This is a genomic window from Microbacterium sp. Y355, assembly GCF_059445345.1.
The window spans coordinates 2,789,143-2,810,768 of the sequence record NZ_JCAIUD010000001.1 but is presented as its reverse complement, the minus strand read 5'-3'; the positions used below and the strand labels follow the sequence as shown (position 1 = coordinate 2,810,768).

The following is a 21,626-nucleotide window of genomic DNA, read 5'->3' as shown; positions in this document are numbered from 1 at the left end:
CCGGCAGACGAACAGTTTATCGAATCGATTCGGTAACGGAAGACCTAAGGCGAGATCCACCGCTCCGGGTGCAGGATGGATGCATGACCCGCACCGCCACCGCCGCCACCACTGCGATCCGCGAAATGCGCGACTTCCTCTTCGCGCACGCCACCGACTACGACGGCGCCGTGGCGGGGTTTCGATGGCCAGAGCTCGACGAGTTCAACTTCGGTCTGGAGTGGTTCGACGTCGTCGCTGGTGAGAATCCTGACCGTCCGGCGGTGCAGATCGTCTCGGCCGACCTGAGCATCAAGAGTTGGAGCTACGCCGACCTCTCTCGACGATCCGACCAGGTCGCAAGCTGGCTGCGAGAGATCGGCATCGCCCGCGGCGACCACCTGATCGTGATGCTGAACAATTCGATCGAGCTGTGGGAGGTGATGCTCGGCTTCGCCAAGATCGGCGCCGTCGCCATTCCGACATCCACTCTGCTCTCGGCATCCGATCTCGCCTACCGCGTCGAACACGGTCATGCGCGCGGAGTGGTGACACTGGGCTCTCTCGCCGATCGCCTCAGCGATATCGATGACGACATTCTGCGCGTCGGCGTCGGCGAGACTCCCGCCGGCTGGCACGACTTCGCCGACTCGACCAACGCCCCGGCATCGTTCGAACCGGATGGTCCGACTCCGGCATCCGACACCGGGCTGCTGTATTTCACCTCCGGCACGACCAACCGCCCCAAGCTCGTGCAACACACGCAGGTTTCCTATCCGGTAGGTCATCTGTCGACCATGTGGTGGCTGGGACTTCGACCGGGAGACGTGCACCTGAACATCTCGTCACCCGGCTGGGGCAAGCACGCCTGGTCGAGCTTCTACTCGCCGTTCCTTGCCGAGGCGACCGTATTCGTCTACAACTACGACCGCTTCGACGCGAACACACTGATGCAGGTGATGGACACCCACCAGGTCTCGACGTTCTGCGCGCCGCCGACGGTATGGCGGATGCTGATCCAGGCCGACCTCTCGCGGCTCACACACCCACCGCGCGAACTGGTCGGCGCCGGTGAACCGCTGAACCCCGAGGTCATCAGCCGCGTGCGCGCTGCCTGGGGCGGCACGATCCGCGACGGTTTCGGCCAAACCGAGATGACCTGCTGCGTGGGCAACTCCCCCGGCCAGATCGTGAAGGACGGTTCGATGGGGCGGGCGCTGCCGGGCTATCCGGTCGTACTGCTGGACCCGGTGACCGGCGAGGTGACCGAGCGCGAGGGCGAGATCGCACTGGATCTCGCGCATCCGCCACTGGGGCTCATGGCCGGGTACTACGGCGATCCAGAGAAAACCGCAGAGTCACGTGCGGGCGGTTTCCACCACACCGGAGACATCGCCACGCGCGATGAGGACGGCTACCTCACCTACATCGGGCGATCGGATGACGTGTTCAAGGCATCCGACTACAAGATCTCGCCATTCGAGCTCGAATCCGTGCTGCTGGAGCACGATCTCGTCGTCGAGGCCGCGGTGATCCCTAGCCCGGATCCCACGCGACTTTCGGTGCCGAAGGCGTATGTCTGCCTGCGGGCGGATGCCGCGGACGGACCGGATGCCGAGGCCGATGCCGCACGCGCCATTTACGCCTTCGCGCGCGAGCGCCTGTCGGCACACCTGTGGGTGCGGATCATCGAGTTCGTGCCGGAATTGCCCAAGACCATCTCCGGCAAGATCCGCCGGGTGGAGCTGCGATCGCGTGAAGCTGAGCGAGTCGCTGGCGGGGATACCTCAGGACAGCACCTGGACCGCGACTACCGCTGAAGACGCGGTCAGGCGTGACTCGCCTCGACACGCACGTCGCCGCCGCCGCCGAAACGCTCCACCGGCCGCGGCTGCACCACGACTTGCGCCGGCTCTGCACTGACAGCGACTGCCGGCTTCGGCCTGGCCGCAAAGGTGCTCACCGCTCCACGCAATAGGCCGCCAAGCACGAGCGCTGCCACAAGCGCGACTGCGGCGACAAGCGCCGGAATCCACACGCCGGAGAAGCCAGAGGCAAGGCTCAGCATCGCCCCGCCGATCCAGACCGCGACCGCACCGCCGCACACCGCTGCCGACCCCCGCGCAAGAGCCACCATCGCGACGAGCGCACACAGTACGGCTATCACCGCACCAAAGATCCCGATCGGCATGAAGAACTCTGCCAGGTCTCGAACAACACCAATTGACGACATCTTTTGACCCCCCGGTCATCCTCCGTGATCTCAACGGTACGCAGTACCGCAGCGATCCGCATCCATCGGAAGGATGATGTTACGCAAACGGTGCCCCCGAGCGCAACAACGACGGATAGGGAGGATGATGGATGGCGTGGCCGCACCTCTTTCTGAACTGACCCGGATGCCCGAACCGCAACTCGTATACGCCGCAGACGGCACGCGTCTGGCGACTTACACCTGGGGAGATATCGACGCCCCCGTCGTCGTCGTGGTGCACGGGTTCGCCTCGAATGTCCGCGACAACTGGGTGCTCACCGGATGGGTGCGCGATCTCACTCGCGCCGACTACCGTGTGCTCGCACTCGACCAGCGCGGCCACGGACTGAGCGAGAAGCCGCACGACCCGGCCGCGTATGCGATGCGTACTCTCGCGTCGGATGTCGAGATCGTCATGGACACCTACCTCGTGGAAGATGCCTTCTACCTCGGCTACTCGCTCGGCTCACGCGTCGGCTGGGAGGTCGTGCGCGACCTGCCGCAGCGCATCAACCGCGCCGTGCTCGGCGGCGTGCCAGACGGCATCCCCCTGGAGCGGCTCGATATCGAGCAGGTGCGTGCATACGTCGAAGACGGCGTACCCGTGCAAGACCAGACCACGCAGAACTACATCGCACTCACCGAGCGCGTACCAGGCAATGATCTTCGCTCTCTGCTCGCACTCGCCGAGGGCATGCGCACGACCCGGACCATCGATCCGGATCTCACCAACGCTCCGACCAGGCCGATCCTGTTCGCCACTGGGGCGAAGGATGCCGTCATCGAAGGCTCCCGCGACCTTGCGAGCTCCGCGCCGAACGGCCGCTTCTTCGAGATCCCCGGTCGGCACCACTTCAACGCCCCCGGCTCGCGTGCGTTCAAGGATGCCGCGCTGGAGTTCTTCGCTGAAAGCTAGGCCGGGCAGATGACTCGCCCCGCGCCTGGTCAATCCTGACCCCGCGCGCGGAGCGTTGACACGCACCATCAAACCGGTTTACACTCGCATCAAACCGGTTTGCGTCGCGTGATCCGGATCGGAATCAGTCACGAGGAGGTGGCATGACTCGCACGACGATCGCCGACGTCGCCCGCGAAGCCGGCGTCACAAAAGCGACGGTCTCGCATGCCCTCAGCGGCAATCGCCCGATCTCGGAAGAGACGCGAGCCAAGGTGATCGCCGCAGCCGAGAAGCTGAACTGGTCTCCGAGCCAGAGCGCACGGGCGCTCGCCACCCGCCGCGCGAACGCGATCGGCGTCGTCCTCGCCCGCGATCCCGACGTGATCGCAAATGACTCGTTCTTCCCCGCATTCATCGCCGGTGTCGAGTCCGTACTTTCCGAGACGGAGACCGCGCTGCTGTTGCAAGTCGTCCCTGATAGAGAGGCAGAGGAGCGTGCGTACCGCGCAATGGCGCGTGATCGTGCCGACGGCGCATTGCTGCTCGACCTGCGCACGGATGACTGGCGCGTGCCTTTCCTTCGTGAGCTCGGCCTCCCTACCGTGCTCGTCGGCGCCTACGACGGCCCGTCAGATTTCTCGTGTGTCCGCACCGACGATGTCACGCCGGTCCTTGAGATCATCGAACACCTCCGTAACGCAGGGCACGAGCGCATCGCTCATGTCTCCGGCCCACTCGCGTACGTGCACTCTAAGGCACGCGCCGACGCCTATACCGAAGCCATGGGAGACGATTCACTCCTGCGCGAAGGAGACTTCACCGCACGGAGCGGACGCGATCACACCGCAGAACTCCTCGCCCTCGAGAGCGCGCCGACGGCGATCCTTTATGCCAACGACACGATGGCCATCGCAGGCCTCTCGTACGCACGCGCCCACGGGCTCGTGATACCCCGGGATCTCGCGATCTCTGGATTTGATGATGACCACCTCTCCGCTCACCTGTCTCCGGCACTCACCAGCGTCTCGTCGGACCCGGCCGCTCGAGGCAGGGCCGCTGCCCTCCTGCTGCGCGCCGATATCGCCGGTGCACAGCCGCGCACCGAGCTCGTCGATTGCAATGTCGTTCACTTTCGAGAAAGCACCTCAGGGCCAGCATCCGCGCCCGCCACAGTGTCAAGGAGGACACCATGAAGAAGATCCGCGCAGCAGCGCTCATCGGAGCCGTAGCACTTGTCGTCACCGGGTGCTCATCAGGCGGGGGCGGCCAGACCGGCTCCGCAGAGGGCACCGGAGATATCAACATCTGGCTCTCGAACAACGAGCAGGAACTCGCCTGGGGTACAGCCGTGGTGAAGGCCTGGAATGACGACCATCCAGACGAGCAGGTCAAGGCCCAGGAGATTCCTGCGGGCGCTTCGTCAGAGGAGGCCATCACCGCCGCCATCACCGCGGGCACCGCACCCTGCCTCGTATACAACGTGGCGCCGGCCGCCGTCTCCGGCTGGATCAAGCAGGGTGGCCTCGTCGATCTCAGCACGTTTGACGGAGGTGCCGACTACATCACCGAACGTGGCGGAGACGTCGACTCCTATGCGAGCGACAGCAGCTTCTATCAGCTGCCATGGAAGTCGAACCCGGTCATGGTCATGTACAACAAGGCGCTCTTCGAGGCGGCCGGCATCGATCCGGAGAATCCGGAGATGAACACCTACGACGCCTTCCTCGAGGCGTCCCGCGCCATCGTCGCCTCGGGTGTGCAGAGCGCCATCTGGCCGTCCCCGACCAGCGAGTTCTATCAGCCGTGGTTCGACTTCTACCCGCTGTATCTGGCCGAGACTGACGGCACCATGCTCGTCGAAGACGGCGCGGCGACGTTCGATTCGGACGAGGGCACAGCGGTCGCCGAGTTCTGGGCCACCGTCTACAAGGAGAAGCTCGCCCCGAACGAAGCATCGACTGACGATGCGATGTCGGCGGGCACGACGGCGATGCAGCTCGCCGGCCCGTGGGCCATCCCTTCCTACGCCGACACCGTCGACGTGGGCTTCATGCCCGTGCCGACCTCCGACGGACGCGAGAACCCCACCACCTTCGCCGACTCTAAGAGCGTTTCGATGTTCACGTCGTGCAAGAACCAGGCGACCGCGTGGGAGTTCCTGCAGTTCTCCACGGACGTTGACAATGACGGGCAGCTCCTGGAACTGACCGGCCAGATGCCGATGCGCACCTCACTCCTGGACACGTACCCGGACTACTTCGACGCGAACCCGAACTACGTGGCTTTCGCAGAGCAGGCCGAGGCGACGGCCGATGTGCCCAGCATCCCGAATTCAGTGGAGGCCTGGCAGATCTTCCGTGACGAGTACTCCTCTGCGGTCATCTTCGAGACCTCCTCGATCAGCGACTTCCTCAGCGGGGCGGCCGAGCAGATCGACACGCTGATCGCCGAGTGAGATGACTTCCAAGAGTCGGCGGTTGCGCACCCGGATCCTGGGTGCGCAACCGCTAGGGGGCCTTTTTGCGCTGCCGTACTTCGTATTCGTCATCGCAATCTTCGCGTATCCGCTGGTGTTCGCGATCTACATCGCGTTCCACGACTACTTCTTCACGGCTCCGGGCTTGGAGGTCGATCGCCCGTTCGTCGGATTCGATAACTTCGCCAAAGTGCTTTCCGACCCGAAGGTGCTGGAGGCGTTTCGGAACACCGCCGTCTTCCTCGTCATCAACGTGCCGTTGACGGTCGTGCTCGCCCTAGTGCTCGCGACCGCTCTCAACAGTGGCATCCGATGGGTGGCGGCGTACCGCATCGCCTTCTACGTGCCGTACCTCACGGCGAGCGTGTCGCTGGTCGGCGTCTGGATGCTGTTGTTCTCCGGCGGCGGGCTCATCAATACGCTCCTGGGCCCCCTTGCCCCCGATCCATCGTGGCTGGTTAACAGCGGACTCGCGATGCCGATGATCGCGTTCTACGTGACATGGAAGCAGCTCGGGTTCTACATCCTGCTCTACCTCGCCGCTCTCCAAAATGTGCCTCGCGAACTGTACGAGTCGGCCGAGATGGACGGTGCGGGAGGGTTCCAGCGCTTCCGCAACATCACGGTGCCAGGAGTTCGCAACGCGACGACGCTCGTGCTGATCCTGTCGATCATCACCGGTGCGAACCTCTTCACCGAGCCGTATCTGCTCACCAACGGCGGCGGCCCAGACGGCGCATCCGTCACCCCCGTACTGCTCATCTACCAGCAGGGCATCCAGCAGCAGAACCCTGACACCGCGGCGGCGATCGGCATGATCCTCGTCGTCATCGTCGGGCTGCTGTCCCTCGCTGCCAACCGAGCCACCCAGGAGAGATGATGAAGCGCAAACGTACGCTCCCTCGCTTGCTGAGCACGATCCTGCTGACCATCGCCGCGATCGGCTTCGCCTTCCCGTTCTACTTCATGCTCGTCGGCGCCTTCCAGGAGAATCCGACGAACTCTCCGAACGAGCTCTTCCCCGTGGGCGGATGGACGCTGGACAACTTCATCAGCATCAACTCTCGAATTGACCTGGTCGGCTCTCTGCTGAACTCACTGATCTTCACCAGCGGTGTTCTCCTCGGAACTGTCACATTCGGGCTCCTCGCCGGATACGCCATCGCTCGACTCGATTTCCGTGGCCGCGGCGTCATCTGGGTGCTGATGCTGCTGGTGCAGATGGTGCCGTTCCAGCTACTGATGATCCCGCTCTACGTCCAGATCACCAGCAACTACGGCCTGGGTGATTCGTACATGGGCATGATCTTGCCGTTCCTGATCAACACGACGGCGGTGTTCATCTTCGCGCAGTTCTTCAAGGCACTGCCGGTGGAGATCTTCGAGGCGGCCAGGATTGACGGTGCGGGCGAGATCCGCCTGCTTGTGTCCGTCGCGATTCCGCTCATTCGCCCCGTACTGGTGACCGTCATTCTGGTCACCTTCATCGGCCCATGGAACGAATTCCTCTGGCCGTTCCTGATCACGAAAGACGCGTCCCTGCAGCCTCTCGCCGTCTCGCTCGCGAACTACATCAGCAACGTTGCGCAGTCGTCGGCGAATCCGAATGGGGCGATCCTCGCCGGCGCGACCGCGCTCGCGTTCCCCGTCGTCATCCTGTTCTGCGTCTTCCAGAGGTTCTTCAAAGCCACTGATCTCGGCGCCGCCGTCAAAGGCTGATCACAGAAAGGTTATTCATGTTCACCGGAGCATCCTTCCCCCTCGGTCCCTTCACCCCCTACGAGGGAAACCCCATCCTGCGTCCGCGCGGCGACAGTTGGGAGTCAGCAAACCTCTACAACCCGGCGGCACTTGTCGACGGTGACGAAGTCGTGCTGCTGTACCGGGCGCACGCCGACGACATCGTGTCTCATATCGGCATCGCACGTTCGCGTGATGGTCTGAACTTCACCCGAGAGGATGCCCCGATCCTCTCCCCGTCCGAAGACTATGAGCGCTTCGGGTGCGAAGACCCGCGAATCGTGCTGATCGACGGCACCTACTACCTGACGTACACCGGTTGGGATCGGCGCAGCGCCCAACTGTGCCTTGCCACCTCGCCGGATCTTCGCACGTGGACGAAGCACGGACCCCTCTTCGACGATTTCGACACGTTCAAGACCATGGATCCTCGCGGCTTCAACTGGTCGAAGGCGGGCGTCATCGTTCCCGTGCAAATGCAGCGCAAATGGTGGATGTACTTCGGCGAGGGTGCGATCTATTGGGCCACCAGTGATGACCTGATCCATTGGACTCCCGGCACCGCTGACACCGATCCGATGTACTCCCCCACACCGGGAACCTGGGACGAGGCGCTCGTCGAGATCGGCGCATCGCCCGTGCTCGCAGACAACGGTCTGCTCGTCTTCCTCACCAACGGCGCGACCCGTGTCATCCACGAGGATGGCACGGTCGATGTCGACTACCGGTGCGGTCAGATCGCGATCGACCCCGACGAGCCGACGAAGGTGATCGCGCGACTGCAGGAGCCATGGCTGCGCCCGCAGACCTTCGAAGACACCAACGGACTGGTCTCGAACGTGACGTTCGTGGAGGGTCTGGTGAAGTTCCAGGAGAAATGGTTCGCGTACTACGGGCAATCAGACACCACCCTGGCCGTGGCCATCCACGACCCGGCACAGCCGTGGGGAAAAGATCTGCGCAGGGACGACGAAGGGTGATGTGACGTGGACACTTCACGCAGAACATTCCTTGCGCTGTGCGCCGCAACATCAGCATTGTCGCTCCTGGGCACGGATGCCGCGTTCGGCGCGGGTACGCCACTGGCATCACGGCCCTCGGGGCGATTGACCAACCTCACCCACCTGCGTTTCCTCTTGGCGGAGGTGCCCGTTGCGGCGAGCGCCGATCACACGACCTACGGCATCGAGACACGACCCGTTGTTCTCGCTCCGTGGACGTATGCAGATTCTGACGGGGCGGGCGGATTTCGGCCCGTTGGCGGTGGAAACCTTGACACTGTGACGGGCTATTGGAGTCAGGGCGCGTACAACGCCGATGACATCGCCCGCGCCGCGGTGGTGTTTATTCGCGATTGGAAGGCCGGTGGCGACGAGCAGAGCCGGGATGATGCCCGCGACGTGTTGCGCTCGCTGGCCTATTTGCAAACCGTGAGCGGCCCCAATACCGGACGCGTCGTGCTGTGGCAGCAGGATGACGGCACCCTAAATCCCAGCGCATTTCCGATCGAGCTTCCCGACCCGTCCGACTCTGCGGAGTCGTATTGGCTCGCTCGCACGGTGTGGGCCTTCGGAGAGGGTTACGCGGCGTTCCGCGACGACGACCCAGAGTTCGCGGCCTTCCTTCTCACGCGCCTCCACCTCTGCGTGGATGCCCTCGATCGTGACTCGCTTTCTCATGTCGGGGAGTTCGTCACGAGCGACGGCGTCGAACTGCCCGCCTGGCTGATCGTCGGCGGGGCGGATGCCACGGCAGAGGCGATGCTCGGTCTCAGCGCCGCATTGCGCGCGGCGCCGCAGGACACCCGCATCCGTCGCACGCTGGAAGCGTACGGCGACGGGGTTGCGGTCATGGCCACGGACCCGGACAAGGGCTGGCCGTTCGGAGCCGTGCTTCCGTGGACCGGGTCATTGGGATTCTGGCACGCGTGGGGTGCCGCGGCGCCCGAGGCACTGGGGTTGGCAGGTGTACTTCTCGGGAAGCGCGACTGGACCGACGCGGCGATCGCGGATGCCGGACGCTTCACCCCGCAGGTGCTCTCCAACGGCGGGCCAGACAATGCCTGGGCGCCCATTCCCGCAGAAGCACAGATCGCCTATGGAGCGCATGGCCGAGTGGCCGGAGCGCTGCAGGCTGCCGCTTCGGGCGGTGAAGGGTTGCGGGTGCTCGCAGGCCTCGCCGCGGGCTGGTTCTTCGGCGCGAACACTGCGGGCGAGCCCGTCTACGACCCGGCGACCGGTGTCACGTTCGACGGCGTCGAGACGGATGGCCGCGTGAACCGCAACTCAGGGGCAGAGTCCACCATCCACGGCCAGCTCACGATGCTGCTGCTGGACGCACATCCGGATGTCGCCAAGATCGCGACATCCATCACCGGACTGCAGTCTCATTCGGGACTGCGCGTGATCGACGCGGAGTCTGCCCGAATGTCTGCGGGATGCACCGTGGAGACGCCTGCAGGTGGCGCCTGGATCGGTGAGGGCAACCTCTCGGGCGCGGCGTACGTGCGGGTTCCGGAGGGTGAATGGGTGGAGTTCGATGTCACCGAGCCGGGCGGTTTGCTGCATTCGCTGATGTGGCGACGAGCGGAGGATGCCGGGACTGCTGAGTGGAGCTTCCGCGACGGAAACCACACCTGGACGACATCGATGCCCGCGGGAGGCACCGGCGATGCCGGCCTCACCGAAGCCGAGGGGATGCTGGTCCCACAGCGACTCGTTGGCGCGATGTCTGACGGCGTCACGGTGATCCGCTGCACGAGCCACGGAGATGTGCGCCTGGATGCACTTCTGATTCAGCCACCGGTTGCTAGCGCGGTGTACAAAACCACGACCGGCGCGGCGGTGCTATACGCCAACAGCACGCAGGAAAACCTGCGGATTCCTCTACTCGCGCCTGGCGACGGACGAGTCTACGATTCCACCGGCGCACAGCACGGGCAGGCCACACGCAGCGGCAAGGTGCGGCTACGGGGATCGGGATTCACTATTACGGGCGCGTAGACCCCAGGATCGGCATCGCACGGCATACCGACGCTTCCCTCGAATGATGGCACCTGACTCAGCGGGCGTCTACGCTCGAATCATGCCCACCGTGATCCCCGCCATTGTTGCCCCCTCTGCCACTGAGCCACTCGCACCCGGCACCATCGAACGTCGCGACGTAGGTCCGAAGGACGTGCGCATCGACATCCGCTGGGCCGGAATCTGTCACTCCGACATCCACACGGTGCAGGGCGACTGGGGCCCACAGCACTACCCGCTCACCGTGGGTCATGAGATTGCCGGCACTGTCGCCGAGGTCGGTTCCGAAGTGACGAAGTTCGCCGTTGGCGACCGCGTGGGCGTCGGATGCATGGTGAACTCCTGCGGCGAGTGCGCGAACTGCGTCGACGGCGAAGAGCAGTACTGCCTGAAGGGCATGACCGGAACTTACGGCGCTGAAGACGTCGACGGCACGATCACGCAGGGTGGTTACTCCACCGGCGTCGTCGTCACTGAGAGCTTCGTGCTGCGTCTGCCAGAGGCCATCCCGTTCGAGAAGGCCGCACCGCTGCTGTGCGCCGGCATCACCACCTACTCACCGCTGCGACACTGGAACGCTGGCCCCGGCAAGAAGGTCGCTGTCATCGGCCTCGGCGGGCTCGGCCACATGGCCGTCAAGATCGCACACGCGATGGGCGCCGAGGTCACCGTGCTCTCGCGGTCGCTGGCGAAGAAGGACGACGCCGCGGCGCTCGGCGCCGACCACTACTTCGCGACCGAGGATCCTGAGACATTCCGCGCGCTGCGCAACCACTTCGATCTCATCATCAACTCCGTCTCCGCTCCCATCAAGCTCGACGCCCACTTGCGGCTGCTCGCTCGGGACGGCGCGCTCGTCAACGTCGGCGCGCCTTCGGAGCCGATGCAACTGCACGCGAGCACGCTGATCGGTGGCCGCCGCTCATTCGCCGGATCCAACATCGGTGGCATCGCGGAGACCCAGGAGATGCTCGACTTCTGCGCCGAGCACGGCATCGCGCCCGAGGTCGAGATCACCTCTGCCGATCAGATCAACGAGGCTTGGGCACGAGTGCTGGCAGCGGATGTGCGCTACCGCTTCGTGATTGACGTCTCGACGATCAACTGAGACACCATCCCGCGCGGAAGTGACCGTTCTGCGCGTGAAACACCATGCATACAGTGGTGTCTCACGCGGGCGATGTCGCGTACTGCGCGGGTTGTTGCTTGGCGGGCGGTCAGCCCCGGGCGGGCAGCACCCATCCTGCGCGCGGGAAGTGGCAGGTGTACCCGTTCGGGTAGGTGATCAGGTAGTCCTGGTGCTCGGGCTCCGCCTCCCAGAACGGGCCGACGGGCTCAAGCGTGGTGACCGCGGTGCCCGGCCAGAGGCCTGAGGCATCCACGTCGGCGATGGTGTCGCGCGCGACCTGCTCCTGCTCGGGGCTGAGCGGGAAGATCGCCGAGCGGTAGCTCGAGCCGACGTCGTTGCCCTGGCGGTCAAGCGTCGAGGGGTCGTGGATCTGGAAGAAGAACGCCAGGATGTCACGGTATGTGGTCGCCGCCGGGTCGAAGACAATCTCGACTGCCTCGGCGTGACCGGGGTGGTTACGGTACGTCGCATGTGCATTCTCGCCACCGGTATAGCCAACGCGGGTGTCGAGGACGCCGGGCTGCCGGCGAATGAGATCTTCCATGCCCCAGAAACAGCCTCCGGCAAGGACAGCCGTCTCGGCGCCGGGTGTGCGGGTGATGGTTCCGGTGTCAGTCATGTTCCTACTCCTCTTTCACTGGGTAAGAACAGTCTCGCCCCTATCCGCATTCCGCAGGACATCGAGGTTGCGCGCCACGGTGCGCAGCGCATCCGCCGCCGTCGCGTCTGTCGGGCGCCGGGCGACTTTGAGGCCGAGCCAGGGCACGTCGCCTGCGGCCTCAAGCGCGGATGCGACGTGCGCGTCATCCAGCAGGGAGAGCGACTCCGGATGCGTCGAGGCGATCGGCAGGTGCGCATCGATCCACGGATAGCCGTACGGGCTCTCGACGGACGCAGCGCCAGAGAATGCGAGCCCCCGCAGATGTCCGGACTCCGCGACCTTCGCGACCTGCGCGGTGACGGCATCCGCATCCCGCAGCTCGATCGCCGAGCGCCCCCAGTTCAGCCAGACCCCGACCGGGGCCCCTGAGCGCTCGATCGCGGCGATCTCGTCGTCCAGCGACAGGAAGCCCTTTTCGTGGGCCTGCCCTGGAACGAACGCATCGCAATGCTCGATCACGAGCTCTGCTCCGTGCCAGTCCCAGCCAGCAACCTCGTCCAGCGAGCGCGCCAGAGCGGCGAGGTCACCGGCGCCACCACGCGGGGAGCTGTGCAGTGAAACGACGGCGACGGATGCCGCGCTCTCGTTGTTGATGCGCGCCACGTCGACGGCAACTCGTCGCAGATCCGCGAGCGCGGCGGCTCGTCCGTCCTCGGAGGCCGAAGCGATCCCGTACCCGGCATCCTTCCCGAGCTGCCCCATGACGAACGGGATCGGTGTCACCGCCAGCGGGACGGTCGGCACGTTGGCGAGGAACCACTCGTCGTCGAACTTGTGGATCCCGCCCAGCCACGGGATCTCCAGCCCTGCGACACCGGGCAGGGCGCAGATCGCGGGCAGCAGTTCGGCTTCCAGCGCGGCATCCCAATGCACGAAGGCAGGCGAGACCGGATACGCGCTGACAAAGATCGGAGCAGTCACGAGCGTGCGGCCGCCTGCACGGCATCCGCGAACCAGGAGGTGATCGTCGACGGATGCGTAATCGCCGTGCCCACACACACCGTGAATGCACCCGCCGCGATCGCCGCGGCAGCCTGCGCGGGAGTATGGATGCGCCCCTCGGCGCAGAGCGGCGTGGTGCAATGTTCGGCGATGAGGGCGATGAGTTCGAAGTCGGGGCCGTCACTCTTCGGGCGCTCACCGGAATAGCCGGACAGCGTAGTGCCGAGGATATCGGCGCCCGCTGCCTCAGCCGCGATCGCATCATCCAGCGAACCGCAATCAGCCATGATCAACGCATCGCGACCGGAATCAACAAAGTGCGCACGGAGTCCCGTAATCGTCTCGGCGAGGGTCAGCCCGTCAGGACGAGGTCGACGCGTGCCGTCGATCGCGACGATGTCAGCCCCGGCATCCGCCACGGCGATCGCGTGCCCGAGGGTCGGCGTGATGAAGACATCCGACTCGCCGTCTTTCCACAGGCCCACGATCGGCACCGGAAGCTCTGCCACCGCACGGATATCGGCGATGCCCTGCACGCGGATGCCGGCGGCGCCGCCGCCGAGAGCAGCCGCTGCGACCTGAGCCATCGTGCGCGGATCGCGCATGGCCTCGCCAGGGTACGCCTGGCAGGAGACGATCAGGGCGCCGCGCAGGCGTTCCAGGGTGTTATCGAATCTCATCAGTCTCTCCAAGCGGATGCCGCGGCTCCCCGCAGCGGTGCATCATCGCCGAGTGAACCCGGCAGGATCGGGGTGTTCTGCAGTGCGTCGATCGCGTCGGCCCGGAACGCTGCGATCATTGGATGCCACCAGGCATCGCCGATGTTCGGCACGCCGCCGGTAACGACGATGCGCTCCGGGTCAAGCAGGGTCGCGGCTCCCGCCATCGCGCGACCGACGGCTGCGGCAGATTCGGCGATCGCGCGGGCGGCAATCGGGTCGCCTGACGCTGCGGCGACGGCGATTCCGCGCGCATTGACGATGGCCGAATCTCCGCCGAGCCAGAGGAAGTGGCGGTGCATCCCGATGCCAGAACCGAGCGCTTCGAGGTGTCCGTTTCGGCCGCAGGGACAGCGCAGGTGCTCGGCACCAGGCACTGGCATGTGCGCGATCTCGCCCCCGACGTGGTGCGCCCCGCGCAACTGTCGGTTGTCGATGACGATCCCCGCGCCGACGCCGGTGCCGACGGCCACGATCAGCGCACTGGATGCGCCGGCAGCAGCACCGTGTCGGAACTCACCGAAGGCGTGCGCATCGACGTCATTCTGCACGGCAACCATCGCGCCGTCCGTGAGGCGGTGCGCCAGCCCCTCCCGAACGAGAGCGGCAAGCGGAGTACCAGGCCAGTCGGCGAAGGTGTCGGTTGCCGACACGATCGCCCCTGTCGTCGCGTCCACGACACCGGCGGTTCCGATCCCGATGCCGGCGAGCTGCACCTCAGCGCCGGCATCCGCATCGGCATCCATGAGCAGTCGCTCAGCAAGAGCAACCACGGTCGCTACCACCGCCGCCGGCCCCTCAGACGCTGGCGTTGGTGCCACTTCGGTGCGCAGCAGTTCGTCATCGCGATCGGCGAGCGACACCGCGGTCTTGGTGCCACCGATGTCGACGGCGAGCACGATCTTGCCCGCGATAAATCCGCTCATCACACGGCTTTCCAAAACGCTGCCGCCCATCCTGCCGCCGCCAATTACACTGCTGCGACGGGCAGCAGTTCCAGTTCAGCGAGAATACCGCGGATCTCCTGTACTGCCGCATCGTCGAGCGGCGTGACCGTGCTCGCGAGGGTCGCGTGATCGATGAGGCCGGCAACGGCGAGCTCTTCCTCGAAGAGGATCGCAACTTCCACACCGCAGCACTCATCGAGCACTACGCACCGCTGCAGCGAGGGCTCGCTCAGGTCGAGTGATCGCCTGAGGGCATCCGGTGGCCTGCGGCCCCGTGCCATCTTGACGCGGTGCAATACGGTAAAACCATGACTGAGAACCCGATCGCTGACGCCTTCGTCCTCATCACAGGCGCCGCCCGTGGCATGGGTGAGCTGTATGCCCGGCGCGCGATCGCCGCGCACGCGCGTGCTGTCGCGCTCTGGGATATCGACGAGGATGCCGCGACGGCCCTGGCCACAGAGCTCTCCCGATCCGGGGTCGGCGTGCGCGCCTATCGGGTGGACGTCTCTCGCCAGGAAGAGATCGTCGCAGGACTCGAGCGCGTGCGCGTCGACTTCGGTACACCGGATGTGATCATCAACAACGCCGGCATTGTGCGGGGCGCACCGTTCTGGGAGCACGATCCGGAGCGCGACATCGAAGCCACCATGCGCATCAACACCCTTGCTGCGATGTGGCTCACCCGCGAGGTGCTGCCGGAGATGATTGCTGACACGACCCGCCCGAAGCGCATCCTGAACATCGCCTCGGCCGCAGGCACTCTCGCGAATCCGAACATGAGCGTGTATGCGGCATCCAAATGGGCGCTGATCGGGTGGAGTGAGTCGCTGCGTCTGGAACTCGCCGCGCACGGCCACCAGCACATCGCAGTGACCACGTTCTGCCCCAGTTTCGTCTCGACCGGCATGTTCGAGGGCGCGCGCGGCCCGCTGCTGACACCGATCATGACTCCGAGACGGGCAACTTCTGCGGCATGGAACGGGATGCTGAAGGGCACGCCGATGGTCCTTCGACCGTGGACGGTCAAGCTTGCGATGGCGCTGCGTGGCATCCTGCCCACACGGGCTTGGGATGTCGTTGCCGAGAGGGTGTTCAAGGTCTACGCGTCGATGGACAAATTCACGGGACGCACGTGACCTGCCAGTAGTCTTGCTTTCCTACTTCTCATCCACCTCCGGGAGAACGCATGTCAGTTGGTCTACTCGCCGTCGTCGACGACATCCTGGCCGCTGCGCTGAAGGCGTCGGCGAAATCAGCCGGTGTCGTGATCGACGATGCGGCGGTAACGCCGCAGTATGTTCAGGGGATTACTCCGGCACGCGAACTCCCCGTGGTCGCCAAGATCATGCTCGGCTCACTCGTGAACAAGTTCGTGATCATCATCCCGATCGCGCTGCTGTTGACCGCGTTCGCGCCGTGGGCGCTGCCATATCTGCTGATCATCGGCGGCGCGTATCTCTGCTTCGAGGGCGCGGAGAAGGTGATGGAGTGGTTTGGCTTCGGTCATGGTCACGCGGAAGAGGGCGCACGCAACGAGAACAAGCTGGTGTGGGGCGCGATCCGTACTGACCTGATCCTCTCCACTGAGATCATGCTCATCTCGCTGGCGAACCTGGAGGCGGGGCTCAGCTTCTGGATGACGCTGGCCATCCTCGCCGTCATCGCACTGATGATGACCGGCATTGTTTACGGCGCAGTGGCGCTCCTGGTGAAGATCGACGACATCGGCTTGAAGATGGCCAAGAACAAGTCGCGGCGAGTGCGGCACACCGGCACCAGAATCGTGCGTTCGATGCCTGCCGTCTTCCGATTCATCAGCATCGTCGGTACCGTCGCGATGCTGTGGGTCGGCGGGCACCTGCTGCTGGTGAACCTCGGGGGTGTGGGACTGACGTTCTTCAGCGACATCATCCACAACATCGAGCACCTGCTCGAACCGCTCGGTGGAGTGATCGTGTGGATCGGCGAGACTCTCGCGTCAGCGATCGCTGGGCTGCTGGTGGGCCTCGTGATCGTCGGCGTGGTGCTGCTGATCGGACGGATGCTCGGCAAGAAGCCGACCTTCCACGAGGGCGAGGAATCGCCGGTGAGCGTGCACGCGTAGGAGTTTTGCTCGCCGGGATGGCGGGCCGGGCGGACGTCGGATTTTTGAGTCGCGTGAGCACGCCTGGGCGTGAGCGCGTGAGCGCGCCTGCGCGTGAGCGCGTGAGCGCGCCTGCGCGTGAGCGTGTCTGGGCGTGAGCGCGTGAGCGCGTCTGGGCGTGAGCGCGTGAGCGCGTCTGCGCGTGAGCGCGTGAGCGCGTCTGGGCGTGAGCGCGTCTGGGCGTGAGCGCGTCTGTCTGCTCAAGAGCCTTGCAGTGGCACGAAGCTGTACAGCCCCTGATCCTGCGCATGCTGCGCGCGGCCCGCGCGCAGGTCTACGACGGTCATCACCCCGGCGACCGGGACGACCATGCGTCCCCCCTCGGCGAGTTGCCCGACGAGCGCATGAGCGTGAGCGCGTGAGCGCGTGAGCGCGTCTGGGCGTGAGCGTGTCTGTCCGTGAGCGTGTCTGTCCGCTCAAGAGCCTTGCAGTGGCACGAAGCTGTACAGCCCCTGATCCTGCGCATGCTGCGCGCGGCCCGCGCGCAGGTCTACGACGGTCATCACTCCGGCGACCGGGACGACCATGCGTCCACCCTCGGCGAGTTGCCCGACGAGCGCATCCGGCAGTGATTTCGCGGCAGCGGAGACCAGGATGCGGTCGAATGGCTCCTCGTCGGGCAGACCGAGCACGCCCGACTCGGCGCGACGGATCTCGGTTTGCACAGCCACTTCGCTCAGTCGCTCCCGGCCGTACTGGACGAGCTCTGCGACGACTTCCACGCCGATGACGGTGCCATCACTTCCTGCCAGCGCGGTAAGGATGGCGGTCGTCCAGGCTGAGCCACTTCCGACGTCGAGCACGCGGTCGCCGGGGCGGACGTCGAGCAGCTCAAGCATGCGTGCCACTGTCGAGGGCTGCGAGTTCGTCGCGGCCCAGCCGATCATCACGGGGCGGTCGGCGTCCGCGAGATGGCGCACCGCAGGAGGCAGGAAGGCCGCCCGCGGCGTTGCGGACATCGCCTCCCGCACACGGATTGCGGTGGCGGGATCCACTCTGATTTCGGCCATATGCCGACGCTACGCCGGGGGCGGGGGTCGGGATAGGGGGTCGCGCTGGGCGCGCGACTTGTTCTGCACAGGTCTTCGGGTTTGTGGGGTTATCCACGGTTTCTGAATGGCCTCTGATCTGCGGTTTATCCGATGGATGAATGTCTGTGGCCTGCGGTTGAATGGAGGTATGACATCGCTTGTGCAGGAGTTGGAGAGCATCGATCGGCAGTTGGCCGATGCGATGTCTGCTTCTGCGGCACGTGGCGGGATACGGCTCGTCGATGATGGTGAACTGTTGGGCATCGTGCAGGCGCTCGGCAGTATTCAACGGCGGGTGGATGGTGCGATCGTTGAAGCGACAGACCGGGTGGTCGAGCGGGACCAGTGCGAACGCGACGCGAGGTTGACGACACAACTCGGATGCCGGGACGCCGCCGAACTCCTCCGACGCACACTGCTGGTGGATGGGCACGCCGCCCGGCGATATGTCTCGGCGGTGGCGGCGGTGCACCGGGATCTGGACATTACTTCTGGCGAGTTGCTGCCGGGGGCGTTCCCGGAGTTGTCGGCCGCGTTGGCCGATGGGGTGATGTCGTTGAGTGGGTTCCTGGCCTGCACGACACCGTTACTGAAGGCCAGGCGCCTGGGGGCGGCGGATCGGTTGGCGGCAGATGCCGTACTCGCACGCTTCGCGCGTGGGGTGCCGTTGGATGGGGTGGATGCCGCCGATGATGTGGCGACTGACGGCGCCGATGATGAGCGGGCACCCGCTCCCACAACGGATGAGCTGGCGGGACTGACCGCGCACATCATCCACCGGCTCGACCCGGACGGTGCGGAGCCGAAAGACCGGGCAGGCAAGCGCCGCCGGTACTTCACGATCGGGCGGCTCCGGGACGGATCCGTGCCCGTGCGTGGTGAGCTGCTCCCCGAGGTCGCGGCGCAGTTGCAGAAACTCTTCGACAGTCTGATGAACCCCAAAGTCGATGACGAGGCCAGTGTGGGAGGCGCGGTACGATTCCGGCCGTCCGAGGACGGTGACGGTGACGGTGGCACCGACGACGGGCGCTCCGGCGACGACAGTGTCGACGACGAGGGTTCCGGCCACGGAGGTTCCGACGACGACCGTGCAGGCGACGACCGTGCAGACGAGGACAACGCCCACGCGGGCCATGCCGGCGACGATGCAGATGCCAGTGCCGACGATGTCGATGCAGACGACGGAGGTGCCAGCGACAGAGTTGCCGGCGACGGGGATTCCGACCGCAACGGCGACGCCGGCGAAGACCGCGCAGACGACGACGGTGCCGCTGATGACCGTGACCGCTTCGCCGCCAAGTACAGCACGGCACCCGGAACCGCGCCCGCCAGGGAGAATGATGATCTCTCCGGCCGCGGCGACGGTCTCCCGGACCACAAAGCCGCGTCACCCGCGTCGGGGACGGCTGATCTTCGCACGCATGCGCAGAAACGGCATGACGCGTTCGCGAGCATCATCATGGTCGCTGCGGCATCCGATGGCATGCCCACGTTGGGTGGTGCTGCACCAACCCTCGTCGTCTCGGTCAGCGCCGACGACTACGTCCACCGCACCGGCCGCGCCACGGTCGAGGGTGCCGGATACGACGTCCCCCTCGGGGCCGCCGACCACGCCGCATGCGCAGGCGGCATCGAACGCGTACTGTTCGATGAACACGGTGCGATCGTGGGGATCAGCACCACCGCGCGGATCTTCAACGCCCGCCAACGCCGCGCGATCGTGCTCCGAGACCGACAATGCCTCATCCCCGGGTGCGATATCCGTGCAGAATGGTGCGAAATCCACCATGTGACCGACCATGCCCTGGGTGGGCCGACCCACACCAGCAACGGGGTACCCCTGTGCTGGCATCACCACCGCACCCTCGACGAAAACATCTGGCTCATCCGGATGCGCAACGGCATGCCCGAAATCCGTGGGCCGAACTGGTGGGACCCCTACGCGCGCTGGCGATCGCCACACCTCAACTACACCGCCGTCGACGAAGCCATTGACACCGAACGCGACCGCGCGTGGAGTGCCTGGTGACGGTGGACTGTTGAGCTGCACATGCGGCACGTGCCACATCTGCCTCCGCGCCGCGGGCACGATCTCCCACGATCATGACCACCCACGAGCGCCCACGAGCACGATCAAGATGCCGGTCACTCGCGTTTTGAGAAGAGTGGCACTTCCGCGACGACCGGATTATCCGCTCGGAAATCACCGAACCTTGCCCAGGTGAGCTGCACTCGTACCACCACGGCTGTTCCGCTATGCAGCGACTGGGTGAACTCGGGGAAGGCGCGAAGATACTCGGTGCGGCAGCGCTCGAGGTCGTCTCCCTCGGGAAGGTCCGCGGAACCCTCGACCTGGAGGGTCGTCCCGTCCACCCCACCGACGACAGCAGCGAGGCGTGCGTCACGCCGGATGTTTGCGATCTTGCGCGAGTCGGGTTTCGCGTCGAAGACGAGTTCGCCAACGTCAGTCGCCGCGATCGGAAGGTATGCCGCCTGCGGTCGGCCGTCACCCCCGAGCGTCGAGATCACGCCGGCGCGTTGCTCGCGGACGTACTCGATCAGTTGGGCGAGATCCATCCGAACACCATACCGATGGCGCTCGATCGAGATATCAGCGGGCAAGCCCGAGGAAGACCATCATGGTTCGTTCCACGCACGACGGCGCAATGCTCGAAGCCTGTACCGAGTCACACCCCCAACCACTCCGGCGTCGTCGAGGCGAAGAACGCGATCAAGCCATTAGCAAGGATGTTGTCCGGCTCGACGCGCGTCGCGTCGGCGAGGTAGGCCATCGCGATCGCACGCTGCCCGCTCGCCCAATGCAACCAGGCAAGCGCGCTGAGCAACGGCGCACGGAATGACTCCGGCATGGATGCCACCGTCATGCGCAGGAATTCGATGCCACGTTGCATTCGCTCCGCATCAGGTATCTCGACCGACTCGCCTCGAAAGAGTCGGTATGTACGGTCCTTCGGAATGGCATCCATTCGGTCGAGCCCGAGCACATACTCATCCAAGGACGCCCCATCTCGGCGCGCGCCCTCGATGAATCGCCCATGTTTGCGAAGGACCTGCTCACCCGCTCGGCGCCCGAAGGCGATCTGCGTCGCCACCGTCTCGGGGACCGTGGCGAAATCACTGACGAGAATGAGCTGCGCGCGAAGCTCAAGGTCGCTCGGTCGCGGCAGTTCTGCGTCGAGGATCGTCTCGACGAGCGGAATCGCGAAGGCTGTGGGTCCGTACTCGTCGAACCGTCGCACAGTCGATCCGATGTGTCTCGTCGGCACGACGAAACCGAATTCAGGCAGGTCGTCGACGAAGCCCAACAGCAACTCGGCCAGCTCGTCGCTGTCCTCGGCCGAGACGAAGGGAAGGTGGATGAGGCTCTCACCCCGCAGGGTGTCGTGGTCTGTCATACCGCCATCGTTGCGCCACCACGCGACCAACAATCGGGAGAAATCCACGATCCGTGTACAACCTCGCATGAGGTCAAAACAGTGCAGGAAGAGTCGGCGCAGCATCCATCCTCAGGTATTCTTCCGAATGAACACACACGTGCTCCGGGGTCGGTGAAATTCCGAACCGGCGGTCATAGTCCGCGACCCGAAGCCCTCCGGGGCTGAGGCTGAACCGGTGAAATTCCGGTACCGACAGTCAAAGTCTGGATGGAAGAAGCACACG

The 21,626-nt window shown here is 65.1% G+C and carries 21 protein-coding genes and 1 riboswitch; of the genes, 12 read left to right on the top strand and 9 right to left on the bottom strand.

Features of this window, described 5'->3' with window-relative positions; translation table 11 throughout:
• The first annotated feature begins 83 nt into the window (after positions 1 to 83).
• A complete protein-coding gene (locus tag AC1C2O_RS13555; protein ID WP_495430963.1) occupies positions 84 to 1,799 on the top strand; it encodes an AMP-binding protein in 1,716 nt (571 codons plus the stop codon).
• Between the two features lie 8 nt (positions 1,800 to 1,807).
• Here AC1C2O_RS13555 and AC1C2O_RS13550 read toward each other — a convergent pair whose 3' ends face one another.
• Positions 1,808 to 2,212, bottom strand: coding sequence for a hypothetical protein (locus AC1C2O_RS13550; protein WP_495430962.1), 405 nt, complete (start codon positions 2,210 to 2,212; stop codon positions 1,808 to 1,810).
• Between the two features lie 136 nt (positions 2,213 to 2,348).
• On the opposite strand from AC1C2O_RS13550, the gene AC1C2O_RS13545 reads away from it, so the two are divergent.
• The 8 genes from AC1C2O_RS13545 to AC1C2O_RS13510 all read left to right on the top strand — a co-directional run bounded on the left by AC1C2O_RS13545 (position 2,349) and on the right by AC1C2O_RS13510 (position 11,478).
• Positions 2,349 to 3,149, top strand: coding sequence for an alpha/beta fold hydrolase (locus AC1C2O_RS13545; protein ID WP_495430961.1), 801 nt, complete (start codon positions 2,349 to 2,351; stop codon positions 3,147 to 3,149).
• A 143-nt stretch (positions 3,150 to 3,292) separates the two neighbouring features.
• Positions 3,293 to 4,324 (top strand): LacI family DNA-binding transcriptional regulator, encoded by a 1,032-nt coding sequence (locus tag AC1C2O_RS13540; protein ID WP_495430960.1) that lies wholly within the window; start codon positions 3,293 to 3,295, stop codon positions 4,322 to 4,324.
• Complete coding sequence (locus AC1C2O_RS13535; protein WP_495430959.1) at positions 4,321 to 5,586, top strand: extracellular solute-binding protein; 1,266 nt, start codon at positions 4,321 to 4,323, stop codon at positions 5,584 to 5,586. The genes AC1C2O_RS13540 and AC1C2O_RS13535 overlap by 4 nt, the downstream gene beginning before the upstream one ends.
• 1 nt (position 5,587) lies before the next feature.
• Positions 5,588 to 6,487, top strand: a complete 900-nt coding sequence (locus tag AC1C2O_RS13530; protein WP_495430958.1) for a carbohydrate ABC transporter permease — start codon at positions 5,588 to 5,590, stop codon at positions 6,485 to 6,487.
• Complete coding sequence (locus AC1C2O_RS13525; protein ID WP_495430957.1) at positions 6,484 to 7,326, top strand: carbohydrate ABC transporter permease; 843 nt, start codon at positions 6,484 to 6,486, stop codon at positions 7,324 to 7,326. The genes AC1C2O_RS13530 and AC1C2O_RS13525 overlap by 4 nt, the downstream gene beginning before the upstream one ends.
• Before the next feature lie 17 nt (positions 7,327 to 7,343).
• The gene (locus tag AC1C2O_RS13520) at positions 7,344 to 8,327 is read left to right on the top strand and encodes a glycoside hydrolase family 130 protein (RefSeq protein ID WP_495430956.1); all 984 of its coding nucleotides are present in this window, start codon (positions 7,344 to 7,346) and stop codon (positions 8,325 to 8,327) included.
• 6 nt (positions 8,328 to 8,333) lie between these two features.
• Positions 8,334 to 10,349, top strand: coding sequence for a hypothetical protein (locus AC1C2O_RS13515; RefSeq protein ID WP_495430955.1), 2,016 nt, complete (start codon positions 8,334 to 8,336; stop codon positions 10,347 to 10,349).
• A gap of 82 nt (positions 10,350 to 10,431) precedes the next feature.
• Positions 10,432 to 11,478 (top strand): NAD(P)-dependent alcohol dehydrogenase, encoded by a 1,047-nt coding sequence (locus AC1C2O_RS13510; protein ID WP_495430954.1) that lies wholly within the window; start codon positions 10,432 to 10,434, stop codon positions 11,476 to 11,478.
• A gap of 109 nt (positions 11,479 to 11,587) precedes the next feature.
• On the opposite strand, the gene msrA is transcribed toward AC1C2O_RS13510, so the two are convergent.
• The 5 genes from msrA to AC1C2O_RS13485 are packed head-to-tail and all read right to left on the bottom strand — an operon-like array spanning position 11,588 to position 15,049.
• Complete coding sequence (msrA, locus tag AC1C2O_RS13505; RefSeq protein WP_495430953.1) at positions 11,588 to 12,118, bottom strand: peptide-methionine (S)-S-oxide reductase MsrA; 531 nt, start codon at positions 12,116 to 12,118, stop codon at positions 11,588 to 11,590.
• A gap of 15 nt (positions 12,119 to 12,133) precedes the next feature.
• Positions 12,134 to 13,081: a DUF4862 family protein gene (locus tag AC1C2O_RS13500; RefSeq protein WP_495430952.1), complete on the bottom strand. Its 948-nt coding sequence runs from the start codon at positions 13,079 to 13,081 to the stop codon at positions 12,134 to 12,136.
• On the bottom strand, positions 13,078 to 13,782 hold the full coding sequence (locus AC1C2O_RS13495) for an N-acetylmannosamine-6-phosphate 2-epimerase (RefSeq protein ID WP_495430951.1): 705 nt from the start codon (positions 13,780 to 13,782) through the stop codon (positions 13,078 to 13,080). Before AC1C2O_RS13495 ends, AC1C2O_RS13500 begins: the two co-directional genes overlap by 4 nt.
• Positions 13,782 to 14,747, bottom strand: coding sequence for an ROK family protein (locus AC1C2O_RS13490; protein ID WP_495430950.1), 966 nt, complete (start codon positions 14,745 to 14,747; stop codon positions 13,782 to 13,784). Before AC1C2O_RS13490 ends, AC1C2O_RS13495 begins: the two co-directional genes overlap by 1 nt.
• Before the next feature lie 44 nt (positions 14,748 to 14,791).
• Positions 14,792 to 15,049 carry a hypothetical protein gene (locus AC1C2O_RS13485; protein ID WP_495430949.1) on the bottom strand — a complete coding sequence of 86 codons (258 nt, stop codon included), beginning with the start codon at positions 15,047 to 15,049 and terminating at the stop codon, positions 14,792 to 14,794.
• Positions 15,050 to 15,076: 27 nt separating this feature from the next.
• Between AC1C2O_RS13485 and AC1C2O_RS13480 the strand changes: the two genes are divergently transcribed.
• Positions 15,077 to 15,907 (top strand): SDR family NAD(P)-dependent oxidoreductase, encoded by an 831-nt coding sequence (locus AC1C2O_RS13480; RefSeq protein ID WP_495430948.1) that lies wholly within the window; start codon positions 15,077 to 15,079, stop codon positions 15,905 to 15,907.
• Between the two features lie 50 nt (positions 15,908 to 15,957).
• Positions 15,958 to 16,875, top strand: coding sequence for a DUF808 domain-containing protein (locus AC1C2O_RS13475; RefSeq protein WP_495430947.1), 918 nt, complete (start codon positions 15,958 to 15,960; stop codon positions 16,873 to 16,875).
• A 455-nt stretch (positions 16,876 to 17,330) separates the two neighbouring features.
• On the opposite strand, the gene AC1C2O_RS13470 is transcribed toward AC1C2O_RS13475, so the two are convergent.
• Positions 17,331 to 17,924: a protein-L-isoaspartate O-methyltransferase family protein gene (locus tag AC1C2O_RS13470; protein WP_495430946.1), complete on the bottom strand. Its 594-nt coding sequence runs from the start codon at positions 17,922 to 17,924 to the stop codon at positions 17,331 to 17,333.
• A 169-nt stretch (positions 17,925 to 18,093) separates the two neighbouring features.
• Here AC1C2O_RS13470 and AC1C2O_RS13465 point away from each other — a divergent pair, with 169 nt between their 5' ends.
• Positions 18,094 to 19,974 (top strand): HNH endonuclease signature motif containing protein, encoded by a 1,881-nt coding sequence (locus AC1C2O_RS13465; protein ID WP_495430945.1) that lies wholly within the window; start codon positions 18,094 to 18,096, stop codon positions 19,972 to 19,974.
• 116 nt (positions 19,975 to 20,090) lie between these two features.
• Here AC1C2O_RS13465 and AC1C2O_RS13460 read toward each other — a convergent pair whose 3' ends face one another.
• Positions 20,091 to 20,522, bottom strand: a complete 432-nt coding sequence (locus tag AC1C2O_RS13460; RefSeq protein WP_495430944.1) for a pyridoxamine 5'-phosphate oxidase family protein — start codon at positions 20,520 to 20,522, stop codon at positions 20,091 to 20,093.
• 110 nt (positions 20,523 to 20,632) lie between these two features.
• Positions 20,633 to 21,361 (bottom strand): hypothetical protein, encoded by a 729-nt coding sequence (locus AC1C2O_RS13455; RefSeq protein ID WP_495430943.1) that lies wholly within the window; start codon positions 21,359 to 21,361, stop codon positions 20,633 to 20,635.
• 136 nt (positions 21,362 to 21,497) lie between these two features.
• Positions 21,498 to 21,626: riboswitch (FMN riboswitch) on the top strand.

Bases quoted from the DNA above. Each gene is read 5' to 3' on its own strand.
- AC1C2O_RS13520 (WP_495430956.1), top strand. From the start codon at position 7,344: ATGTTCACCGGAGCATCCTTCCCCCTCGGTCCCTTCACCCCCTACGAG.
- AC1C2O_RS13480 (WP_495430948.1), top strand. From the start codon at position 15,077: ATGACTGAGAACCCGATCGCTGACGCCTTCGTCCTCATCACAGGCGCC.
- AC1C2O_RS13490 (WP_495430950.1), bottom strand. From the start codon at position 14,747: ATGAGCGGATTTATCGCGGGCAAGATCGTGCTCGCCGTCGACATCGGT.
- AC1C2O_RS13475 (WP_495430947.1), top strand. From the start codon at position 15,958: ATGTCAGTTGGTCTACTCGCCGTCGTCGACGACATCCTGGCCGCTGCG.
- AC1C2O_RS13510 (WP_495430954.1), top strand. From the start codon at position 10,432: ATGCCCACCGTGATCCCCGCCATTGTTGCCCCCTCTGCCACTGAGCCA.
- AC1C2O_RS13485 (WP_495430949.1), bottom strand. From the start codon at position 15,049: ATGGCACGGGGCCGCAGGCCACCGGATGCCCTCAGGCGATCACTCGAC.
- AC1C2O_RS13495 (WP_495430951.1), bottom strand. From the start codon at position 13,782: ATGAGATTCGATAACACCCTGGAACGCCTGCGCGGCGCCCTGATCGTC.
- msrA (WP_495430953.1), bottom strand. From the start codon at position 12,118: ATGACTGACACCGGAACCATCACCCGCACACCCGGCGCCGAGACGGCT.
- AC1C2O_RS13460 (WP_495430944.1), bottom strand. From the start codon at position 20,522: ATGGATCTCGCCCAACTGATCGAGTACGTCCGCGAGCAACGCGCCGGC.
- AC1C2O_RS13470 (WP_495430946.1), bottom strand. From the start codon at position 17,924: ATGGCCGAAATCAGAGTGGATCCCGCCACCGCAATCCGTGTGCGGGAG.
- AC1C2O_RS13465 (WP_495430945.1), top strand. From the start codon at position 18,094: ATGACATCGCTTGTGCAGGAGTTGGAGAGCATCGATCGGCAGTTGGCC.
- AC1C2O_RS13525 (WP_495430957.1), top strand. From the start codon at position 6,484: ATGATGAAGCGCAAACGTACGCTCCCTCGCTTGCTGAGCACGATCCTG.
- AC1C2O_RS13550 (WP_495430962.1), bottom strand. From the start codon at position 2,212: ATGTCGTCAATTGGTGTTGTTCGAGACCTGGCAGAGTTCTTCATGCCG.
- AC1C2O_RS13530 (WP_495430958.1), top strand. From the start codon at position 5,588: ATGACTTCCAAGAGTCGGCGGTTGCGCACCCGGATCCTGGGTGCGCAA.
- AC1C2O_RS13555 (WP_495430963.1), top strand. From the start codon at position 84: ATGACCCGCACCGCCACCGCCGCCACCACTGCGATCCGCGAAATGCGC.
- AC1C2O_RS13535 (WP_495430959.1), top strand. From the start codon at position 4,321: ATGAAGAAGATCCGCGCAGCAGCGCTCATCGGAGCCGTAGCACTTGTC.
- AC1C2O_RS13455 (WP_495430943.1), bottom strand. From the start codon at position 21,361: ATGACAGACCACGACACCCTGCGGGGTGAGAGCCTCATCCACCTTCCC.
- AC1C2O_RS13540 (WP_495430960.1), top strand. From the start codon at position 3,293: ATGACTCGCACGACGATCGCCGACGTCGCCCGCGAAGCCGGCGTCACA.